The sequence below is a fragment of the Streptomyces sp. NPDC050423 genome, from assembly GCF_040655445.1.
GTDB lineage: Bacteria > Actinomycetota > Actinomycetes > Streptomycetales > Streptomycetaceae > Streptomyces.
The window spans coordinates 40,373-55,567 of sequence record NZ_JBFAJY010000006.1 but is presented as its reverse complement, the minus strand read 5'-3'; the positions used below and the strand labels follow the sequence as shown (position 1 = coordinate 55,567).

Sequence of the window (15,195 nt, the reverse complement as noted above, 5' to 3'; positions counted from 1 at the left end):
CCGTACGGATCAGGAAACCTCCAGCCTGACACCGCACCCACGCCGCCCGGCGCCCGGGTCCCCGCAGCCACAGGCCCTGAGCCTCGATCCACCGGACGATGGTTCGTCCAGTGCCCGGACATGAAAGTGGAGATGCACTCTGACCTGGGAAAATAGGAGTTCTCCAGGATCGAGGCTCAGTCAGATCCAGCCGCGTTCGCGGGCGCGGAGTGCGGCCTGGAAGCGGTTGTCGGCGTCGAGTCTGTCCATGAGGCGGGCTACGTATTTGCGGTAGGTGCGCAGTGCCATGTTGAGCTGGCGCGCTCCTGTCTCGTCCTTGTCGACGAGATAGAGGGTTTCGAGAATTCGCCGTTCGGTCTCGGTGAGGGAGGGCAGGGCTTCCTCGGGCAGTTCCTGGGCTGCCGCCCACATCCGTTCGAAGAGTGAGACCACGGTGCTCACCAGGCCTGGTTCTCGTGTCAGCAGTGCCCCGCGGGCCGTGTTGTCGGGGTCGAGCGGGGTCAGGGCCACGGCCCGGTCGCAGATGATCATCCGTTCGAGAGGGTGTGAGGAGATACGGATCTCGGCGCCGCGGGTGGCGAGTTCCCTCAAGTACGCGATGGTCTTCTCGTCCTGCAGGCAGGCCGATGCCATCAGCGTCCGCATCCGCACCCCGCGGCGCAGGATTCGCAGGTCGATCGGACGCGATATCTCGATCGATTCTGCGGAGAGCACCCCGACCGGGTTGGTCGTCAGGTTCTCGGTGTGCGCGAAGAAGGTCACTTCGTCGATGACGCTGCGTACGGCTTCCATGCCCTCGATCTGTTGGACCACGGGATTGAGCGGGCCCGGCGCAACCGCAGGAGTGCCGTCCGCGCTCAGGTGCTCGGCCACTTTGTTGAGCCGGGCGGTCTCCTGAAGGCCGTCCTTGAGCTGGCCGACCTGATACTCAATCAGCCTTTCGAGGGTCCGTTTGGGCGAGAGCGCCCGCAGGCCACCGGACGTCGTGCGCACCACGATGCCCAGTTCCAGGACGCGGGTGAGTGTGGCCGGGTCGTGGCCGGTGGCGTCGTCACGGTCTCTCAGCAGCGCGAGGTAGAGCTGTTCCTCCTGCTCCGAAACACACAGGAAGCCAAGGGAGTTGGGTGCTTCGCCGGTCTTCATCGCCACCCCCGCCGAAGCACACCGGTGGGGCGACCTGCGTACGAGGGCTGCGAACCGTCTGGTGTCGGTGGCGGGGTCGTGCAGGAAAGTGCACGGGAACCGGGCCGTTTGCTGCACGGTCGGCCCCCACCGAAGGCCCTTCCCGGCGGGCAACATTCTTCTTGTGAGGGCGGCCCGCCGGAACGAAAACGGCGGGAGGGCCCGAGCAGAACGCCCCCGTCCAGCGCCACCGCCAACCCAGGAGGTAACCCGTGAACCGCATCGGATCCCGTCTCGCGCTCGGTACCGTCACCGCACTCCTGGTGTTCGGCGGCGCAGGGGTCGCCCAGGCCGACAGCGTGGACGCGGCCCGCCCGGCCGCAGCCGCCACCGGTCAGACCGAGGCGCCCGAGCCCGCTCCGGAGCCCACGCCCGTCCCCGTCGTCGGTCCGCTGACCAACGACTGGGGATGAGCGGGCCGGGGTGACCGCGGCCGGACCGGCTCTCACCTCCCGCTCGGGCCGACTCGTCCGGACAGCACGTCTCGGCAGGTCTCCCGCCACTTCCTGATCCACCCCTCCACCCACCTTCACCGGGCATCGCTGTGCCCGGAACATCCTCAAAGGAGCACACCATGTCGAAGAACCTGAAGCGCGCGGCCCTCACCGTCATCGGCGCCGTCACCGCCGCCGGCCTGCTGCTGCCCGCCACCGCCCAGGCCGCCACCAATCCGGCGCCCGCACAGGCTGGGGCCGTTTCTCAGCAGGCCGAGATGATGGCCGGCGGATACCGGACGGAGATCTTCGTCGATGCGATGGGGCGCATCGGAGAATGCATCGGGAACGTGCTGAGCGACCTCATTCTGGAGAAGCAGCGGCCCGAGTTCGTACAGCGGCAGGTGAACGAGACCCTGAAGGCGTACCCGGGCTACAGCGTCATGGTCATCAATGACAAGCTCGACTACTCCCTGGAGCTTTACGGGCTGGTCGCCAACGCCCGTGTCACCCAGGGCAGTGCCACCTACCGGGTCCTCGCCTTCAAGTCGGGCACGATCGTCAACCGGGGCGACGGCGGCTGGCTCAACTGGGGCTTCGGCGGCTGGTACACCCGCAGCGGCAACACCGTGACGTTCGGCTGAGCTCGGCCGCCCCATTCGATCTCCTGAGTCCTTCTGGAACTTCGCCTCTTACGCAGCACGGGCCGGCCACCTCACGGGAACCGGCCCACGCTGTGTCCACCCCAGGGCCGCAGGGCCCGCGATCCGAAGGAGACGCGGCCGTGGAACACCGGGTCCGCATCGCCGGGCCGCCCGAAGCCGCCCCCGAGCTGGCGTGCCTGCGCATCATCGCCCGCCTCCCGCCCCAGTGGTCGATCGGAATCCTGGGATGCGGGACCGGCTACGCAATTCTCGGTCTGCACACACACGCCTCAGCTGAATACGTCGCAGCCAGGGTTGACGAGGTGATCACCGAGCTGCCACTGCGGGGGTGGCGCCGAAGCTGACACGAAAGGGGCCAGGTGAACCGGACGACAACGGTCTTGTCGTTCCACTCGCAGAGCTGGGGTTCCCGTCCACTGCCGATGACTGCGGTGCTTACCCTCAGGACTGGGTGAACTGGACTTTGGTGGCCCTGTCGTTGAACTCGCCGAGCCGAGGCTCCCATCCCACTCTCAGGTAGTTGTTGTACTTGTCCTGGATGCCCATTCTGCAACTCATGCTTTTGACGGAAGAAGTTATCTCCTTCCATATGGCCGGCAGCTCGAAGTACGCGGCGCACGAGTTTCCGCGGAATTCAAGTATCGCCCCGGAATAGTCGTTGTGTTCATAGATAATTCCGAGCGTCATGGTTCCCTGCCCCAAGGTCATGAGATCCGGCCTTTCCGCGGCGCCGGCCGGAGAGGCCGAACCGAGCAACAGGGCTGCGGCAAGAGCACCCAGAACCTTCTTGTTCATCGACATGACCACCCTCGTGAGATCGGACGTGGCTGATGGCGGAAACTATCCGGCCAGCCTGATCAGTCGGAGAGATGTCCACCAAGGAATGGCTCATTCCGGCCGGTGCTTTGATCGAATCTGACCGAATCTCACCCTGCGTTAGTATTTCATTAGCAGAGCGTTAGCGGCGCTGGTCATCATCAACCTCCCTCGCAGGATCAGACCTGGACCGGCGGGCAGTGGCTCGGCGGAGAGGTGTGGATGTGAACCGTGTGCCTGTGGAGACTGCCCGGGATGCCAGAAGGCTTCCCGGGCAGTGCTGTTGGCGCCGGATGGTGGCGCGTTCACCATGTCGTTTCAGCCAGCACCCCCCGGCCCGGACGGACAGGCCCCCCCCTGCGTGAGCAAGCCCGTATCCGGGCGGCCCTTCTGGATGCCTTTTCCGGGCACTAGAAAAACATAAGGTCTTCCCCTTCGGGGCAGACAGCTGCCAGAATTCCCGTTCGGATTCACCGCGAGCACATCACCCGGCGCAATTCGCTCACGATTCATCGCGTTCGGCCTCCGAGCGCAGCACCGGGAACCGCAGGGCATGAAAAATTCCGCATCATTCGGAGAAGAGGTCCTATGCGCATGCGTGCGAAAATAACCGGAGTCCTGACCGCTGCAGGAGCAGGCATCCTGCTCACCATGGGCACGGCCCCGGCCGCCCATGCCACCGAAAATGCCGCCAAGGCCGCCAAGGCCGCCGGAACCATTGCCACCTTCCAGTACCGGAACGTGCAGACCGGACTCTGCCTCGACTCCGACAGCAAGGGCAATATCTACACCAAGGGGTGCGGCTCAACTAACCCCTACCAGCAATGGGAACGCGCGGAAAGCGGCGGCCAGGTCGTACTCCGGAACGTAGCCACCCGCCGGTGCCTGGCCAAGAAAGACCCCCTCTTCAACCCGACCGTCCTCGAAACCAACGCGAAGTGCACTGACACGTGGAAGGAAACCATTGCCGGCGGAAAATTCCGCATGCTCGACAACTACAGCGGCAACCTGGCACTCGACTCCAACGCCAAGGGCAACGTCTACCTGCACGAATACGGTGCGGACAACCCCTACCAGCAGTGGAACCCCGCCTTGGTGAACTGACACGCGCCCTCAGCCGGCACGCACCGACACCTTGCGGTGCAGAACCACGCACACCGTCCTCATCGCGACAGCGTCAGCTCAGCTTTTCCAAGGAGAGCATCCCCATGAACGTTCGCAAGGGCATCGGAAGCCTCGCAGCCACCGCAGGAGCGACTGCACTCCTGGTCACCGGCATGACCACGCCCGCCCACGCCGCCGGCGGCCCCAACAGCGGCACCTACCGGCTCCAGAACGCCCAGACCGGGCGCTGCCTCAACAGCACCGGTCCCTTCACGCACGTCACCACCACCGGCTGCAAGAGCACAGACCATTACCAACACTGGTCGTACACCCGCATCAACGGCAGGATCCAGCTCAAGAACACGGGTTCCGGCAGATGCCTGAAGCCGACGAACGCCTTCTCGAAGGTACTGACGACCGCGCCGTGCGGCATTGACGACAACGACTACTGGAACGAAGAGTTCATCGACGCGAAAGCCCGGCTCATCAGCGCCGGAGGCAACGCCGTGGACGCGGACGCCAAGGGCAACGCCTACCTGAACCCGTACGGTTCGAGCAACCCCTACCAGCAGTGGTACCTGACGTTCACCATGCCTGGTTAAAGCCGGCCCGAACCAGCCGAAGGGCACGCACCGGATCTGCTCCTGGGCGTGAAACGCTTGCACAACCAGCCAACGCAGCCGGGATTTTTCTCCCGCCATGCGGGAGGAAAATCCCGGCTGCGCGGCGTGCTCCGGGCGCGAGAAGGCCCGCCAGGAGCACGAGGAAGCCCGCCGGCAGCACGAGTGCAGGAGCAGGCGGCACAACGCGCGTGCCTGGGCGCTGCGATGGGTCTCCCGTGCTGAGGCGAGCGCTCCTGCCCCGCCCCTGGCCTCAGGGCCTGAACACCGCCACCGCCTCGCACCCCTCCTCCTCCCGGAACGTCACCCGCAGCTCCATCCCGATGGCGAGCGCGGACTCCTCGCACTCCACGACCTCCGTCATCATCCGCGGCCCCTCCGCCAGGTCGACGACGGCCGCGACATACGGCACACGGGTGCCGAACGGCGGCAGGTCGTTGCGGTGGACGACGGACCAGGTGTAGAGCGTGGCCCGGCCGCTCGCCCGCTCCCAGACGGCGTCCTCGCTCCAGCAGTGCGGGCAGAACTCGCGCGGGTAGTGGTGCGCCCGGTCGCAGGCCCGGCAGCGGCGCAGCAGCAGATGCCCCTCGGCGGCGGCGTCCCAGTAGGGGCGGGTGGAGGCGTCCGGCTCCGGCAGGTCGTAGCGGGGGGCCGGAGCGGTGGGCGTCCGGGGGGCCGGTGGGGTCGCCGTCACAGGAAGAGTCCGATCGCGTGGTCGAGGGACCAGGTCTGCCAGGACATGGCGAACAGGGCGACGAGGGAGCTCAGCGCCATCATCGCGTTCTGCCCCTGCTCGGCCCAGTCGTGGATCATCAGCACCAGATAGAGCAGGTTGAGCAGGAGCCCCGCGACCAGGGCGACCGGGGTCAGGAGGCCGGTGACCAGGCCCAGGCCCAGGGCGAGTTCCGCGTAGACGACGACGTACGCCATCGCCTTCGGGCGCGGCGCGACGATCTTCCCGAAGCCGCCGCGCACCATCGGCCAGCGGTGCTTCTCCGCCACGCCCGCCGCCCAGGCGATGCCGGTGCCGCGCTCGAACCAGCCCTTCTTGTCCTTGTGCCGCCAGCTCTCCAGCCACCACAGGCCGAGGCCTATCCGGAGAACAGCGAGCCACTCGGCTCCGTCGAGCCAGATCGTCCGCATGGGCCCTCCCGCTTCACGTGATCTGACGGTGCGTCAGTTCACGTACGTCAGTTCACCTGATAGCGGCGGGCCGCGCAAGAGGATGCGCGTGAGTGCGCACCCGTGATCAATTCGCAATCGATTCCGGTCTTGACCGAGACCCATCAAGAGGACGCGCGATTACGCTCCAAACCATGCCCGACAGCACATCTGCCCCCGGTAGCCCCATTCCGGCCCCCACGGACCTCACCGAGGGCCGCCCCGTGTACGTCATCGGCGGCGGTCCGGGCGGGCTCGCCGCTGCGGCGGCCCTGCGCGCACAGGGGCAACGGGCCGTCGTACTGGAGAAGTCCGCGGACGTCGGCGCATCCTGGCGGCGCCACTACGACCGGCTGCACCTGCACACCACCCGGCGCTGGTCCGCCCTCCCCGGGCTGCCCATGCCCCGCCGGTTCGGCCGCTGGGTGTCCCGCGACAACGTGGTGCGCTACCTGGAGAAGTACGCCGAGCACCACGAGCTGGAAGTGGTGACGGGCGTCGAGGTCTCCCGCATCGACCGGGCGCCGGACGGCACCGGGTGGCGGCTGACCGCGACCGGCGGCCGTGAGCTGACCGGCCGGGCCGTGGTCGTGGCCACCGGCTTCAACCACACCCCGCGCATCCCCGACTGGTCCGGGCGCGACACCTTCACCGGCGAACTGGTGCACGCCGCCGACTACCGCGACCCGGCCCCCTACGCGGGCAAGGACGTCCTCGTCGTGGGCGTCGGCAACACGGGGGCGGAGATCGCCGTCGACCTGGTGGAGGGCGGGGCGTCACGGGTGCGGCTCGCGGTGCGCACCGTCCCGCACATCCTGCGCCGCTCCACGGCGGGCTGGCCCGCCCAGGGCACCGGGATCCTGGTGCGCCGGCTGCCGGTCGCGCTCGTCGACCGGGCCGGGGGCCTGCTGACCCGCGTCTCCATGCCCGACCTCGCCGAACAGGGGCTCCCCCGCCCGGACACCGGCCTGTACTCACGGGTCAAGGACGGGGCCATCCCGGTCCAGGACGTCGGGCTGATCGACGCGGTCAAGGGCGGCCGGGTGGTGCCGGTGGCGGCCGTCGAGTCGTTCGACGAGGACGCGGTGGTGCTGGCCGACGGGACCCGGATCACCCCGGACGCGGTCATCGCGGCCACCGGCTATCTGCGCTCCCTGGAGGGGCTGGTCGGCCACCTCGGGGTGCTGGACGCCCGGGGCCGGCCGGTGGTGCACGGCGGCCGCACACCGAAGCAGGCACCCGGGCTGTACTTCACCGGGTTCACCAACCCGATCAGCGGCATGCTCCGCGAACTGGCCCTGGACGCGGAGAAGATCGCCAGGAAGCTCGCCCGCGCCCGCTGATCCACCACCGCTCGCCCACCCTCGCCACCACCATCGGCCTCTCCTTCGACCTCCACCTTCAGCCCCCGCCGGACGTCTCCGCGGGGGCTGCGGCGACCCCGCTCCGGAAAGGCCACTCTCAGCCTTTGCCTGCACACCCATTCCTGACGGGCCGTCAGTTCAGTAACCTGACACTGCGTCAGCTTATGACGCCGACCGGTCAGCACGAGCGCCGAGGACCTTCGAGCAGGAGTGGGCGGAACGATGCTTGGATCGACTCACGGCACCCTCACCACCGACTTCCGAGCCAGGGTGGTGGCCTGTGGCGAGGAGCCGCACGCCGCCGTCCACAGCATGACGGCCGCCGCCGCGGAAGGCGATCTCGATGTCAGCGGCCGTCCGCTGCACGCGGCCGTACCGGATCTGGACCGGTTCTTCCGGCCCGAGTCCGTGGCCGTCATCGGCGCCTCCGACACCGACGGCCGGCCCAATACCGGGATCACCCGGCAGCTGATCGCCTGGGCCGAGCGGGTCGGGGCACGGCTGTATCCCGTGCACCCCACGCGGGAGTCCGTCTTCGGGCGGGCCTGTGCTCCTTCCGTCGCCGAGCTGCCCGAGCAGGTGGACCTGGCGGTGCTGCTGGTCGGCGACCCGCTCCCGGTGATCGAGGAACTCGCGCACGCCAAGGTGAAGTTCGCCGTCGCCTTCGCCTCCGGTTTCGCGGAGACCGGGGCGGAGGGCGCCGCCGCACAGGCCCGGCTGGCCGCCGCGGTGGAGCGGTCGGGGCTGCGGCTGCTCGGGCCGAACACCAACCTCAACGCCTTCGAGGAGTTCCGGGACGACCTGGACGGGCCGGCGATCGCGCTGATCACCCAGTCCGGCCACCAGGGGCGCCCCGTCTACACCCTTCAGGAGCTGGGCGTGCGGCTCTCGCACTGGGCTCCCACGGGCAACGAGGCGGACCTGGAGACCGCCGACTTCATCGCGTACTTCTCCCAGCGCCCCGAGGTCGGGGCCATCGCCTGCTACGTGGAGGGGCTCAAGGACGGGCGCTCCTTCCTGCTCGCCGCCGACCGGGCGGCACGGGCCGGGGTCCCGGTGGTGGCGGTCAAGGTCGGGCGGACGGAGACGGGGGCCAGGATGGCCGCGTCACACACCGGCAAGCTGACCGGCGCCGACCAGGTCGTCGACGCGGCGATGCGGCAGTTCGGCGTGATCCGGGTGGACGGCCTCGACGAACTCCAGGACACCGCGGCACTCCTGGCACGGGCGCGCAAGCCGCTGGCCGACGGGGTCGTCGTCTATTCGATCTCGGGCGGCACGGGCGCGCACTTCTCGGACCTGGCGACCGCGGCGGGCCTGGAGATCCCGGTCCTGTCCGAGGAGAAGCAGGCCGAGCTGCACACCTGGATACCCGGCTACCTGAACGTGGCGAACCCGGTCGACAACGGCGGTCACCCGGTCGGGGACTGGCGCGGCCGGAAGATCATCGACGCGATTCTCGCGGACCCCGGGGTCGGGGTGCTGATCTGTCCGATCACCGGCCCCTTCCCTCCCATGAGCGACAAACTCGCGCAGGACCTGGTGGACGCGGCGGAGGCCACGGACAAGCTGGTGTGCGTGGTGTGGGGTTCGCCGGTCGGCACCGAGGACGCGTACCGCACGACGCTGCTCGGCTCGTCCCGCGTCGCCACCTTCCGTACGTTCGGCAACTGCATCACGGCGGTGAAGGCCTATCTGGACCACCACCGGTTCGCCGCCTCCTACCGCTCCCCCTTCGACGAGGCGCCGCGCACGCCGTCGCCCTCGTTCCGCAAGGCGCAGGCACTGATGCGTCCGGGCCACCAGCTGAGCGAGCACGCGGCGAAGCAGCTGCTGCGGGCGTACGGAATCCGGGTGCCCCGCGAGCAGTTGGTGACCAGCGCCGCGGCGGCCGTCCGGGCGGCGGGACTGGTCGGCTACCCCGTCGTCATGAAGGCGTCCGGCGCACGGCTGGCCCACAAAACCGAACTGGGCCTGGTCAAGGTCGGCCTCACCTCCGCCAGCCAGGTGCGGGACACCTATCGCGAACTGACCGACATCGCGCGCTACGAGGGCATCGAGCTGGACGGAATCCTGGTCTGCCAGATGGTCGAGCGCGGCGTCGAGATGATGGTCGGCGTCACGCAGGACGCCCTGTTCGGCCCGACCGTGACCGTCGGGCTCGGCGGCGTACTGGTCGAGGTGCTGCACGACGCGGCGGTGCGGGTGCCGCCGTTCGGCGAGGACCAGGCGCGGGCGATGCTCGGCGAGCTGCGCGGCCGGGCCCTGCTGGAAGGGGTGCGCGGCGGTGCGCCGGTGGACGTGGACGCGCTCGTCGAAGTGGTGCTGCGGGTACAGCGGATGGCGCTGGAACTGGGCGACGACCTCTGCGAACTGGACATCAACCCGCTGATGGTGCTGGGACGCGGACAGGGCGCGGTGGCGCTGGACGCACTCGCCGTCTGCCGCTGACCTGCCCCGCCGCCGCATCCGCCATCGAGCCCACCACCCGCCCAGGAGCTGCCTCATGCCGTCCTCCCCCGAAGACACCGCCGACCGGACCGGCCACCACGACCCGTCCGGATCGCCTGAATCATTGATACTCCACGCCACTGACAACGGCGTCTCGTGGATCACCCTCAACCGCCCGGAGGCGATGAACGCCGTCACCTGGGACCAGCGCGAACGCGTCATCGCACTGCTCGCCGAGGCCTCGGCCGACCCCGGGGTCCGGGCTGTCGTCCTGACCGCCACCGGCCGCGGCTTCTGCGCCGGAGCCGACCTGCGGGGCGCCCCGGCCACCGGCGACCGGGTGCCCGGCGACGTCGCCCGGACGATCCGGCTCGGCGCGCAGCGCCTGATCGCCGCGGTCCTGGACTGCGAGAAGCCCGTCATCGCGGCCGTCAACGGCACCGCGGCCGGCATCGGCGCCCATCTCGCGTTCGCCTGCGACCTGGTGCTGGCCGCCGAGTCGGCGAAGTTCATCGAGGTGTTCGTGCGCCGCGGCCTCGTACCGGACGGCGGTGGCGCGTACCTGCTGCCCCGGCTGATCGGGCCGCAGCGCGCCAAGGAGCTGATGTTCTTCGGCGACTCCCTCCCGGCCCGGGACGCGGAGCGCCTGGGGCTCGTCAACCGGACCGTTCCGGACGAGGAGCTGGCGGCGACGGCGCGGGCGTGGGCCCAGCGGCTGGCGGAGGGGCCCACCCGTTCGATCGCCCTCACCAAGCAGTTGGTCAACACCTCGCTGGACGCCGACCGGTCCACGGCGTTCGCCGCCGAGGCCATGGCGCAGGAGATCAACATGACGACGCGGGACGCCAACGAGGGCGTGGCGGGCTTCGTGGAGCGACGGGCCCCGAAGTACCGGGGGATCTAGGACGTACCCGGCCGGGGTGCGGCGCGCCCCTTTACGCGGGTGACAGCCCGCTGGTGTCCAGGTCCAGACCGAACGGGTCCGGAAGGCGCAGGACCGCACCGAACGGGTGCGGGCCGTCCACCCGGGTGCAGCCCAAGTGGCCCGGCTCGGAGCACAGGGTCACGCTGCCCTCGATCCGGTCGACGAGGAGGTACAGCGGCGCTCGGTACTCCGCGTACCGGCGGCGCTTCACGACCCGGTCGGTTTCCGCGTCCGCCTCCGACGTGACCTCCACAACGAGGAGTGTCCGGTCGGGGAGCAGAGCACCGCCCCCTTTGGCGAGCGCCTCGGGGACCACTGCGATGTCAGGGACGTACCAATTGGAGGACCCGGGCAGGTCCGGGTTCCCGGAGCCTTCGACGCACCCCAGCTCGTCGACACGTTCCTCGATCTGCCGGCGAACCACTCGGGCGGCACGTTCGTGGTCCCAGGTCGGTGACACGTGCTCGATGATCCCCTCGATGATCTGCGCACGGTCCCCGCGGATCCGCTGCACGGCGAACTTCAGGGCACGTTCGGAGTCAATGCCCTGGCCGTAGTCGGGCGCACCGGTCCTCTCGCGCCTCCTCCCGCTCCACCGAATCCCTGACGACTCAGCGTAGCCATTGAGGAACCAGGTGTCGTCGCGACGCCGAGCGCCGGAGCGCCGGGGATCCGGCTCTCGGCAGTGTCGGGCCGCGCCTCCGGCCGCGCACGGCCGCGGGCACGGCCGGCCCGTGACTAGGCGGGGAACCGGTCCCTCACCCCTTCCCATCTGACATGACGTCAGGTCTAATCGAAGGGTGATGGGACACGCAGGAATGGCCGCGACCGCCGTCCGCTACCTCAGGTCCGTCGGCGCCGCGACGGCCGCCGCTCCGGCGCCGGTCGATCCGCTGCCGCGCCCCGCTCTTCGGGCCGTCGCGGACGACGAGCGGCTGCCCGTCGATCCGGGCGAGTTCCGCCGGGTGCTCGGGCACTTCGCCAGCGGCGTCACCATCGTCACCGCGCACGATCCGAACGCCACCGACGGCACAGCCGGTCCGGCGGGCTTCGCGTGCCAGTCGTTCGCCTCGCTCTCGCTGGACCCGCCACTGGTCACGTTCATGGTCGCCCGTACGTCGACGACCTGGCCGCGCATCGCCCGCGCCGGGGCCTTCTGCGTCAACATCCTGGGGGCGGAACAGGGCGCGCTGTGCCGGTCCTTCGCGGTCAGCGGGGCCGACAAGTTCGCCGGGGTGGCCCACACCCCCGCCCCCGCGACCGGGTCGCCGCTGCTGGACTCCGTGCCCGCCTGGGTCGACTGCCGCATCCAGGCCGTCCACACCGGCGGCGACCACCTGATCGTGGTCGGCCGGGTGGAGGCGCTGGGGGCGGCGGACGAGGACGGGACCGGGGACGGGCCGCTGCTCTTCCACCAGGGGGCGTTCGGGCGGTTCAGCCGCTGAGCGGGGCCGGGCCTCCGCTCAGCGGCTGCCGCGCCGGTCCGTTCCCGGCGACCGCCGGATCACCAGCGCCATCAGCGCCGCCACCGCGCACAGCGCCCCGGCCGCGTACCAGACCAGGTCGTACGAGCCGAAGTGGTCCCGCGCCACCCCGCCGAGGAACGCCACCAGTGCCGCGCCCACCTGGTGGGAGGCCAGGACCCAGCCGAAGACGATCGCGCTGTCCTCGCCGTACCGCTCCCGGCACAGGGCCAGGGTCGGCGGGACCGTGGCGACCCAGTCCAGTCCGTAGAACACGATGAAGAAGACCATCGGCGGGTGCACGGCCGGCGCCAGCAGCATCGGCAGGAACAGCAGCGAGATCCCGCGCAGCGCGTAGTAGACGGCCAGCAGCCGGCGGGCGTCGAAGCGGTCGGTGAGCCAGCCCGAGAAGATCGTGCCGATGATGTCGAAGATCCCGATGACGGCCAGCAGCGAGGCCGCGGCGGTGATGGGCATGTGGTGGTCGTGCGCCGAGGGCACGAAGTGGGTGCGGATCAGGCCGTTGGTCGAGGCGCCGCATATCGCGAAGGTGCCGGCCAGCAGCCAGAACGGTCCGGTGCGGGCCGCGTCGAACAGCACGCGTACGGTCCGGCTCGCCGCACCCCGGGCGGGCGCGGGCTTCGCCACGTACTCCCCGCCGTACGGTGCCACGCCCACGTCGGCCGGGTGGTCGCGCATCAGGAGCCAGACGAACGGGACGACGGCCAGGGCCGCGAGCGCGACGGTCACCGACGCCGGGCGCCAGCCGTGCTTGTCGACGATCCACGCGCAGAGCGGGAGGAAGACCAGCTGGCCGGAGGCGCCGGCCGCGGTGAGGATGCCGGTGACCAGGCCCCGCCGGGCGACGAACCAGCGGTTGGTGACCGTCGCGGAGAAGGCCATCGCCATCGAGCCGGTGCCGAGGCCGACGAGCAGCCCCCAATACATCATCAGCTGCCAGGCGGCCGTCATCCAGACACTGGCCAGCGCACCGGCGGCGACCGCGCTGAGCGCGACGACCACGACCCGGCGGATGCCGAACCGGTCCATCAGCGCCGCCGCGAACGGCGCGGTGAGCCCGTACAGCGCCATGTCGATGGAGACCGCGAGGCCGATCTCCCCGCGCGACCAGCCGAACTCCGTGTTCAGGGGGTCGATGAGCAGCCCGGGGAGGGAGTTGAAGGCCGCGCCGCCGATGATCGTCACGAAGGTGACGGCGGCGACGATCCACGCGCGGTGGATACGCGGCCGGCGCCGGACCTCGGGGGAGATCCGCCGACGGGCATCCCGAGCGGCACTTTCGGTTGTCTGGGTCACGTCACTCAGCATCCCGGCGGCGCGACCCTCCTCACGAGTGGCCGGAGGGACACTGTTCGCAGGAATCGGGCCACACCAAGCGCCAGGCGCCCCAGGCCGCCGCCGCGCCCACCGCGTACCAGAGCAGATCGGGCGCGTTGAACGTCGAGCCCAGCACCAGCCGCGCCACCGCACTGTGCCGGGACAGCTCCGCGGGCACCCCGGTCAGCTGGCTCAGCTCGACCGCCCAGCTGAGCGCCAGCCCCGTCCCGGCCACGGTGAGCGGCCGGGCGCGGGGGGCGCACAGCGCGACGAGGGCGCAGATCAGGACCGTGTAGAGCGCGTCCCCGGCGTACTTGGCGAGTGCGCCGTCCGCGACGGTACGGACGCCGAGCCCGGCCGCGACCGTCACCACGGCCGCGCACAGCGCGACGGACCGGTACCGGTACGCACCCCGTCCGCGCACCCTCATCCGATCCGCTCCAGCCGCCTGATCGGCCTGGCCGCCAGCAGCACGCCCACCGCCAGTATGTTGATCACCGCCCCGGCCAGCAGCACCTCCGGTGCGCCCACCCGGTCGGCGACCGGTCCCGCCAGCGCCCGGCCCGCCGCCAGCATCAGCAGCGATCCGGCCACGTCGTACGCGTGCAGCCGGTTCAGCGCCTCCGGCGGCACCTGCGTCTGGACGGTCGTCGACCACATCACCAGCCAGAACGCGAACGCCGCACCCGCGATGAACTGACCCATCCCCAGCGCGAACACGGGCATCCCGAGCCCCAGCACCAACAGGTTCACGCACACCCCGGTCAGCGCCACGGCCCCCGCCGCCAGCGGGCGGCGCGGACGCAGCCGCAGGGCGAGCAGGCCGCCGACGACGCTGCCCGCGCCGTTCACCGCCATCATCGCGCCGTACGTCCCCGAGCCGTGGGCCTCGGTGACCTCGACGGCGGTCAGCGGCAGCATCGGGCCGAGCACGCTGAAGCCGTACACCGTCCAGATCGCTATCACGCCCCACAGCCAGCTGCGCGCCCGGAACTCGTGCCAGCCATCCACCAGTTCCGCGACGAACGTGCCGCGCTGCGCCTCGTCCGACGGGGCCGGGGCCAGCCGCAGCAGGAACAGGCAGATGCCGGAGACCAGGAACGTCGAGGCGTTCGCGGCGTAGACCGCGCCGGCGCTCGCCAGCCCGACGAGCACGCCCGCGAACGCCGGGCCGGCCATGGTCATCAGCGCCTCGGAGACGCGGAGCACCGCGTTGGCGCGCTGCACGTCCGAGGCCACCCGCGGCACGGTCGAGGCGACGCCCGGCTGGAAGAGCGCCGCTCCCACACCGGCCACCGCGCTCAGCGAGTACACCGCCCACAGCGGCGGGTTGCCGACCGCGAAGGAGACCGCGAGCGCGGAGGCGCCGATCAGCCGCAGCGCATCGGCGATGATCATCATCCGGCGCGGGGTGAACCGGTCCGCCAGCACGCCCCCGAAGAGCACGAACAGCGCCAGCGGCCCCATCCAGGCCGCCAGCGCGTACCCCACCGAGGAGTGCGGGCGCCCCGCCCCCAACAGGCCCGCGGTGAGCGCCACCGGGATCATCCCGTCACCGAAGAGCGCCGCGGTGCGGGCGACGAAGAAGAGCCGGAAGTTGCGGTTCCAGAGCCGTTCGGGCCCGAGGGGCAAGGGCGGCAGGGGCGGTTCGGGCGGCAGGGACGACAGCCCG

At 70.3% G+C, this 15,195-nt stretch carries 17 protein-coding genes; 9 read left to right on the top strand and 8 right to left on the bottom strand.

The window, feature by feature from the left end:
- Positions 1-180: 180 nt before the first annotated feature.
- Positions 181-1,143, bottom strand: coding sequence for a helix-turn-helix transcriptional regulator (locus AB0I52_RS06745; protein WP_363069613.1), 963 nt, complete (start codon positions 1,141-1,143; stop codon positions 181-183).
- 251 nt (positions 1,144-1,394) lie between these two features.
- Here AB0I52_RS06745 and AB0I52_RS06740 point away from each other — a divergent pair, with 251 nt between their 5' ends.
- From AB0I52_RS06740 to AB0I52_RS06730, 3 genes are all read left to right on the top strand, one after another.
- Positions 1,395-1,595: a hypothetical protein gene (locus AB0I52_RS06740; protein WP_363069611.1), complete on the top strand. Its 201-nt coding sequence runs from the start codon at positions 1,395-1,397 to the stop codon at positions 1,593-1,595.
- Positions 1,596-1,756: 161 nt separating this feature from the next.
- Positions 1,757-2,260, top strand: a complete 504-nt coding sequence (locus tag AB0I52_RS06735) for a hypothetical protein (RefSeq protein WP_363069609.1) — start codon at positions 1,757-1,759, stop codon at positions 2,258-2,260.
- Between the two features lie 140 nt (positions 2,261-2,400).
- Complete coding sequence (locus AB0I52_RS06730) at positions 2,401-2,625, top strand: hypothetical protein (RefSeq protein WP_363069607.1); 225 nt, start codon at positions 2,401-2,403, stop codon at positions 2,623-2,625.
- A gap of 97 nt (positions 2,626-2,722) precedes the next feature.
- Here the strand turns inward: AB0I52_RS06730 and AB0I52_RS06725 are convergent, their stop codons facing one another.
- Positions 2,723-3,076 (bottom strand): hypothetical protein, encoded by a 354-nt coding sequence (locus tag AB0I52_RS06725; protein ID WP_363069605.1) that lies wholly within the window; start codon positions 3,074-3,076, stop codon positions 2,723-2,725.
- A 609-nt stretch (positions 3,077-3,685) separates the two neighbouring features.
- Here AB0I52_RS06725 and AB0I52_RS06720 point away from each other — a divergent pair.
- Positions 3,686-4,201 (top strand): hypothetical protein, encoded by a 516-nt coding sequence (locus AB0I52_RS06720; RefSeq protein ID WP_363069603.1) that lies wholly within the window; start codon positions 3,686-3,688, stop codon positions 4,199-4,201.
- 104 nt (positions 4,202-4,305) lie between these two features.
- A complete protein-coding gene (locus AB0I52_RS06715; RefSeq protein WP_363069601.1) occupies positions 4,306-4,803 on the top strand; it encodes a ricin-type beta-trefoil lectin domain protein in 498 nt (165 codons plus the stop codon).
- 271 nt (positions 4,804-5,074) lie between these two features.
- Here AB0I52_RS06715 and AB0I52_RS06710 read toward each other — a convergent pair whose 3' ends face one another.
- Entirely contained in the window at positions 5,075-5,515 is a 441-nt protein-coding gene (locus tag AB0I52_RS06710) for a Zn-ribbon domain-containing OB-fold protein (RefSeq protein WP_363069599.1), read from the bottom strand.
- Positions 5,512-5,964, bottom strand: a complete 453-nt coding sequence (locus AB0I52_RS06705; protein ID WP_363069597.1) for a DoxX family protein — start codon at positions 5,962-5,964, stop codon at positions 5,512-5,514. Before AB0I52_RS06705 ends, AB0I52_RS06710 begins: the two co-directional genes overlap by 4 nt.
- 173 nt (positions 5,965-6,137) lie before the next feature.
- Here AB0I52_RS06705 and AB0I52_RS06700 point away from each other — a divergent pair, with 173 nt between their 5' ends.
- The 3 genes from AB0I52_RS06700 (at position 6,138) to AB0I52_RS06690 (ending at position 10,701) form a co-directional block, all read left to right on the top strand.
- Positions 6,138-7,325, top strand: a complete 1,188-nt coding sequence (locus tag AB0I52_RS06700) for an NAD(P)/FAD-dependent oxidoreductase (protein WP_363069595.1) — start codon at positions 6,138-6,140, stop codon at positions 7,323-7,325.
- A gap of 243 nt (positions 7,326-7,568) precedes the next feature.
- A complete protein-coding gene (locus tag AB0I52_RS06695) occupies positions 7,569-9,797 on the top strand; it encodes an acetate--CoA ligase family protein (protein ID WP_363069593.1) in 2,229 nt (742 codons plus the stop codon).
- A gap of 55 nt (positions 9,798-9,852) precedes the next feature.
- Entirely contained in the window at positions 9,853-10,701 is an 849-nt protein-coding gene (locus AB0I52_RS06690) for an enoyl-CoA hydratase-related protein (RefSeq protein WP_363069591.1), read from the top strand.
- Positions 10,702-10,732: 31 nt separating this feature from the next.
- On the opposite strand, the gene AB0I52_RS06685 is transcribed toward AB0I52_RS06690, so the two are convergent.
- Positions 10,733-11,236: a Uma2 family endonuclease gene (locus AB0I52_RS06685; RefSeq protein WP_363069589.1), complete on the bottom strand. Its 504-nt coding sequence runs from the start codon at positions 11,234-11,236 to the stop codon at positions 10,733-10,735.
- A 304-nt stretch (positions 11,237-11,540) separates the two neighbouring features.
- Between AB0I52_RS06685 and AB0I52_RS06680 the strand changes: the two genes are divergently transcribed.
- Positions 11,541-12,167, top strand: a complete 627-nt coding sequence (locus AB0I52_RS06680; protein WP_363069877.1) for a flavin reductase family protein — start codon at positions 11,541-11,543, stop codon at positions 12,165-12,167.
- A gap of 18 nt (positions 12,168-12,185) precedes the next feature.
- Here AB0I52_RS06680 and AB0I52_RS06675 read toward each other — a convergent pair whose 3' ends face one another.
- Genes AB0I52_RS06675 through AB0I52_RS06665 form a run of 3 tightly spaced genes read right to left on the bottom strand, consistent with a single transcriptional unit; the run spans position 12,186 to position 15,155 of the window.
- The gene (locus AB0I52_RS06675; protein ID WP_363069587.1) at positions 12,186-13,502 is read right to left on the bottom strand and encodes an MFS transporter; all 1,317 of its coding nucleotides are present in this window, start codon (positions 13,500-13,502) and stop codon (positions 12,186-12,188) included.
- Between the two features lie 31 nt (positions 13,503-13,533).
- Complete coding sequence (locus tag AB0I52_RS06670) at positions 13,534-13,953, bottom strand: DUF2809 domain-containing protein (protein WP_363069585.1); 420 nt, start codon at positions 13,951-13,953, stop codon at positions 13,534-13,536.
- Positions 13,950-15,155: an MFS transporter gene (locus AB0I52_RS06665; protein WP_363069583.1), complete on the bottom strand. Its 1,206-nt coding sequence runs from the start codon at positions 15,153-15,155 to the stop codon at positions 13,950-13,952. The genes AB0I52_RS06670 and AB0I52_RS06665 overlap by 4 nt, the downstream gene beginning before the upstream one ends.
- Positions 15,156-15,195: the final 40 nt, after the last annotated feature.

What these genes read in the sequence shown, in the direction of transcription:
- AB0I52_RS06700 (WP_363069595.1), top strand. Translation starts at nt 6,138, where the DNA reads ATGCCCGACAGCACATCTGCCCCCGGTAGCCCCATTCCGGCCCCCACG.
- AB0I52_RS06705 (WP_363069597.1), bottom strand. Translation starts at nt 5,964, where the DNA reads ATGCGGACGATCTGGCTCGACGGAGCCGAGTGGCTCGCTGTTCTCCGG.
- AB0I52_RS06735 (WP_363069609.1), top strand. Translation starts at nt 1,757, where the DNA reads ATGTCGAAGAACCTGAAGCGCGCGGCCCTCACCGTCATCGGCGCCGTC.
- AB0I52_RS06680 (WP_363069877.1), top strand. Translation starts at nt 11,541, where the DNA reads ATGGCCGCGACCGCCGTCCGCTACCTCAGGTCCGTCGGCGCCGCGACG.
- AB0I52_RS06670 (WP_363069585.1), bottom strand. Translation starts at nt 13,953, where the DNA reads ATGAGGGTGCGCGGACGGGGTGCGTACCGGTACCGGTCCGTCGCGCTG.
- AB0I52_RS06725 (WP_363069605.1), bottom strand. Translation starts at nt 3,076, where the DNA reads ATGAACAAGAAGGTTCTGGGTGCTCTTGCCGCAGCCCTGTTGCTCGGT.
- AB0I52_RS06690 (WP_363069591.1), top strand. Translation starts at nt 9,853, where the DNA reads ATGCCGTCCTCCCCCGAAGACACCGCCGACCGGACCGGCCACCACGAC.
- AB0I52_RS06720 (WP_363069603.1), top strand. Translation starts at nt 3,686, where the DNA reads ATGCGCATGCGTGCGAAAATAACCGGAGTCCTGACCGCTGCAGGAGCA.
- AB0I52_RS06745 (WP_363069613.1), bottom strand. Translation starts at nt 1,143, where the DNA reads ATGAAGACCGGCGAAGCACCCAACTCCCTTGGCTTCCTGTGTGTTTCG.
- AB0I52_RS06715 (WP_363069601.1), top strand. Translation starts at nt 4,306, where the DNA reads ATGAACGTTCGCAAGGGCATCGGAAGCCTCGCAGCCACCGCAGGAGCG.
- AB0I52_RS06695 (WP_363069593.1), top strand. Translation starts at nt 7,569, where the DNA reads ATGCTTGGATCGACTCACGGCACCCTCACCACCGACTTCCGAGCCAGG.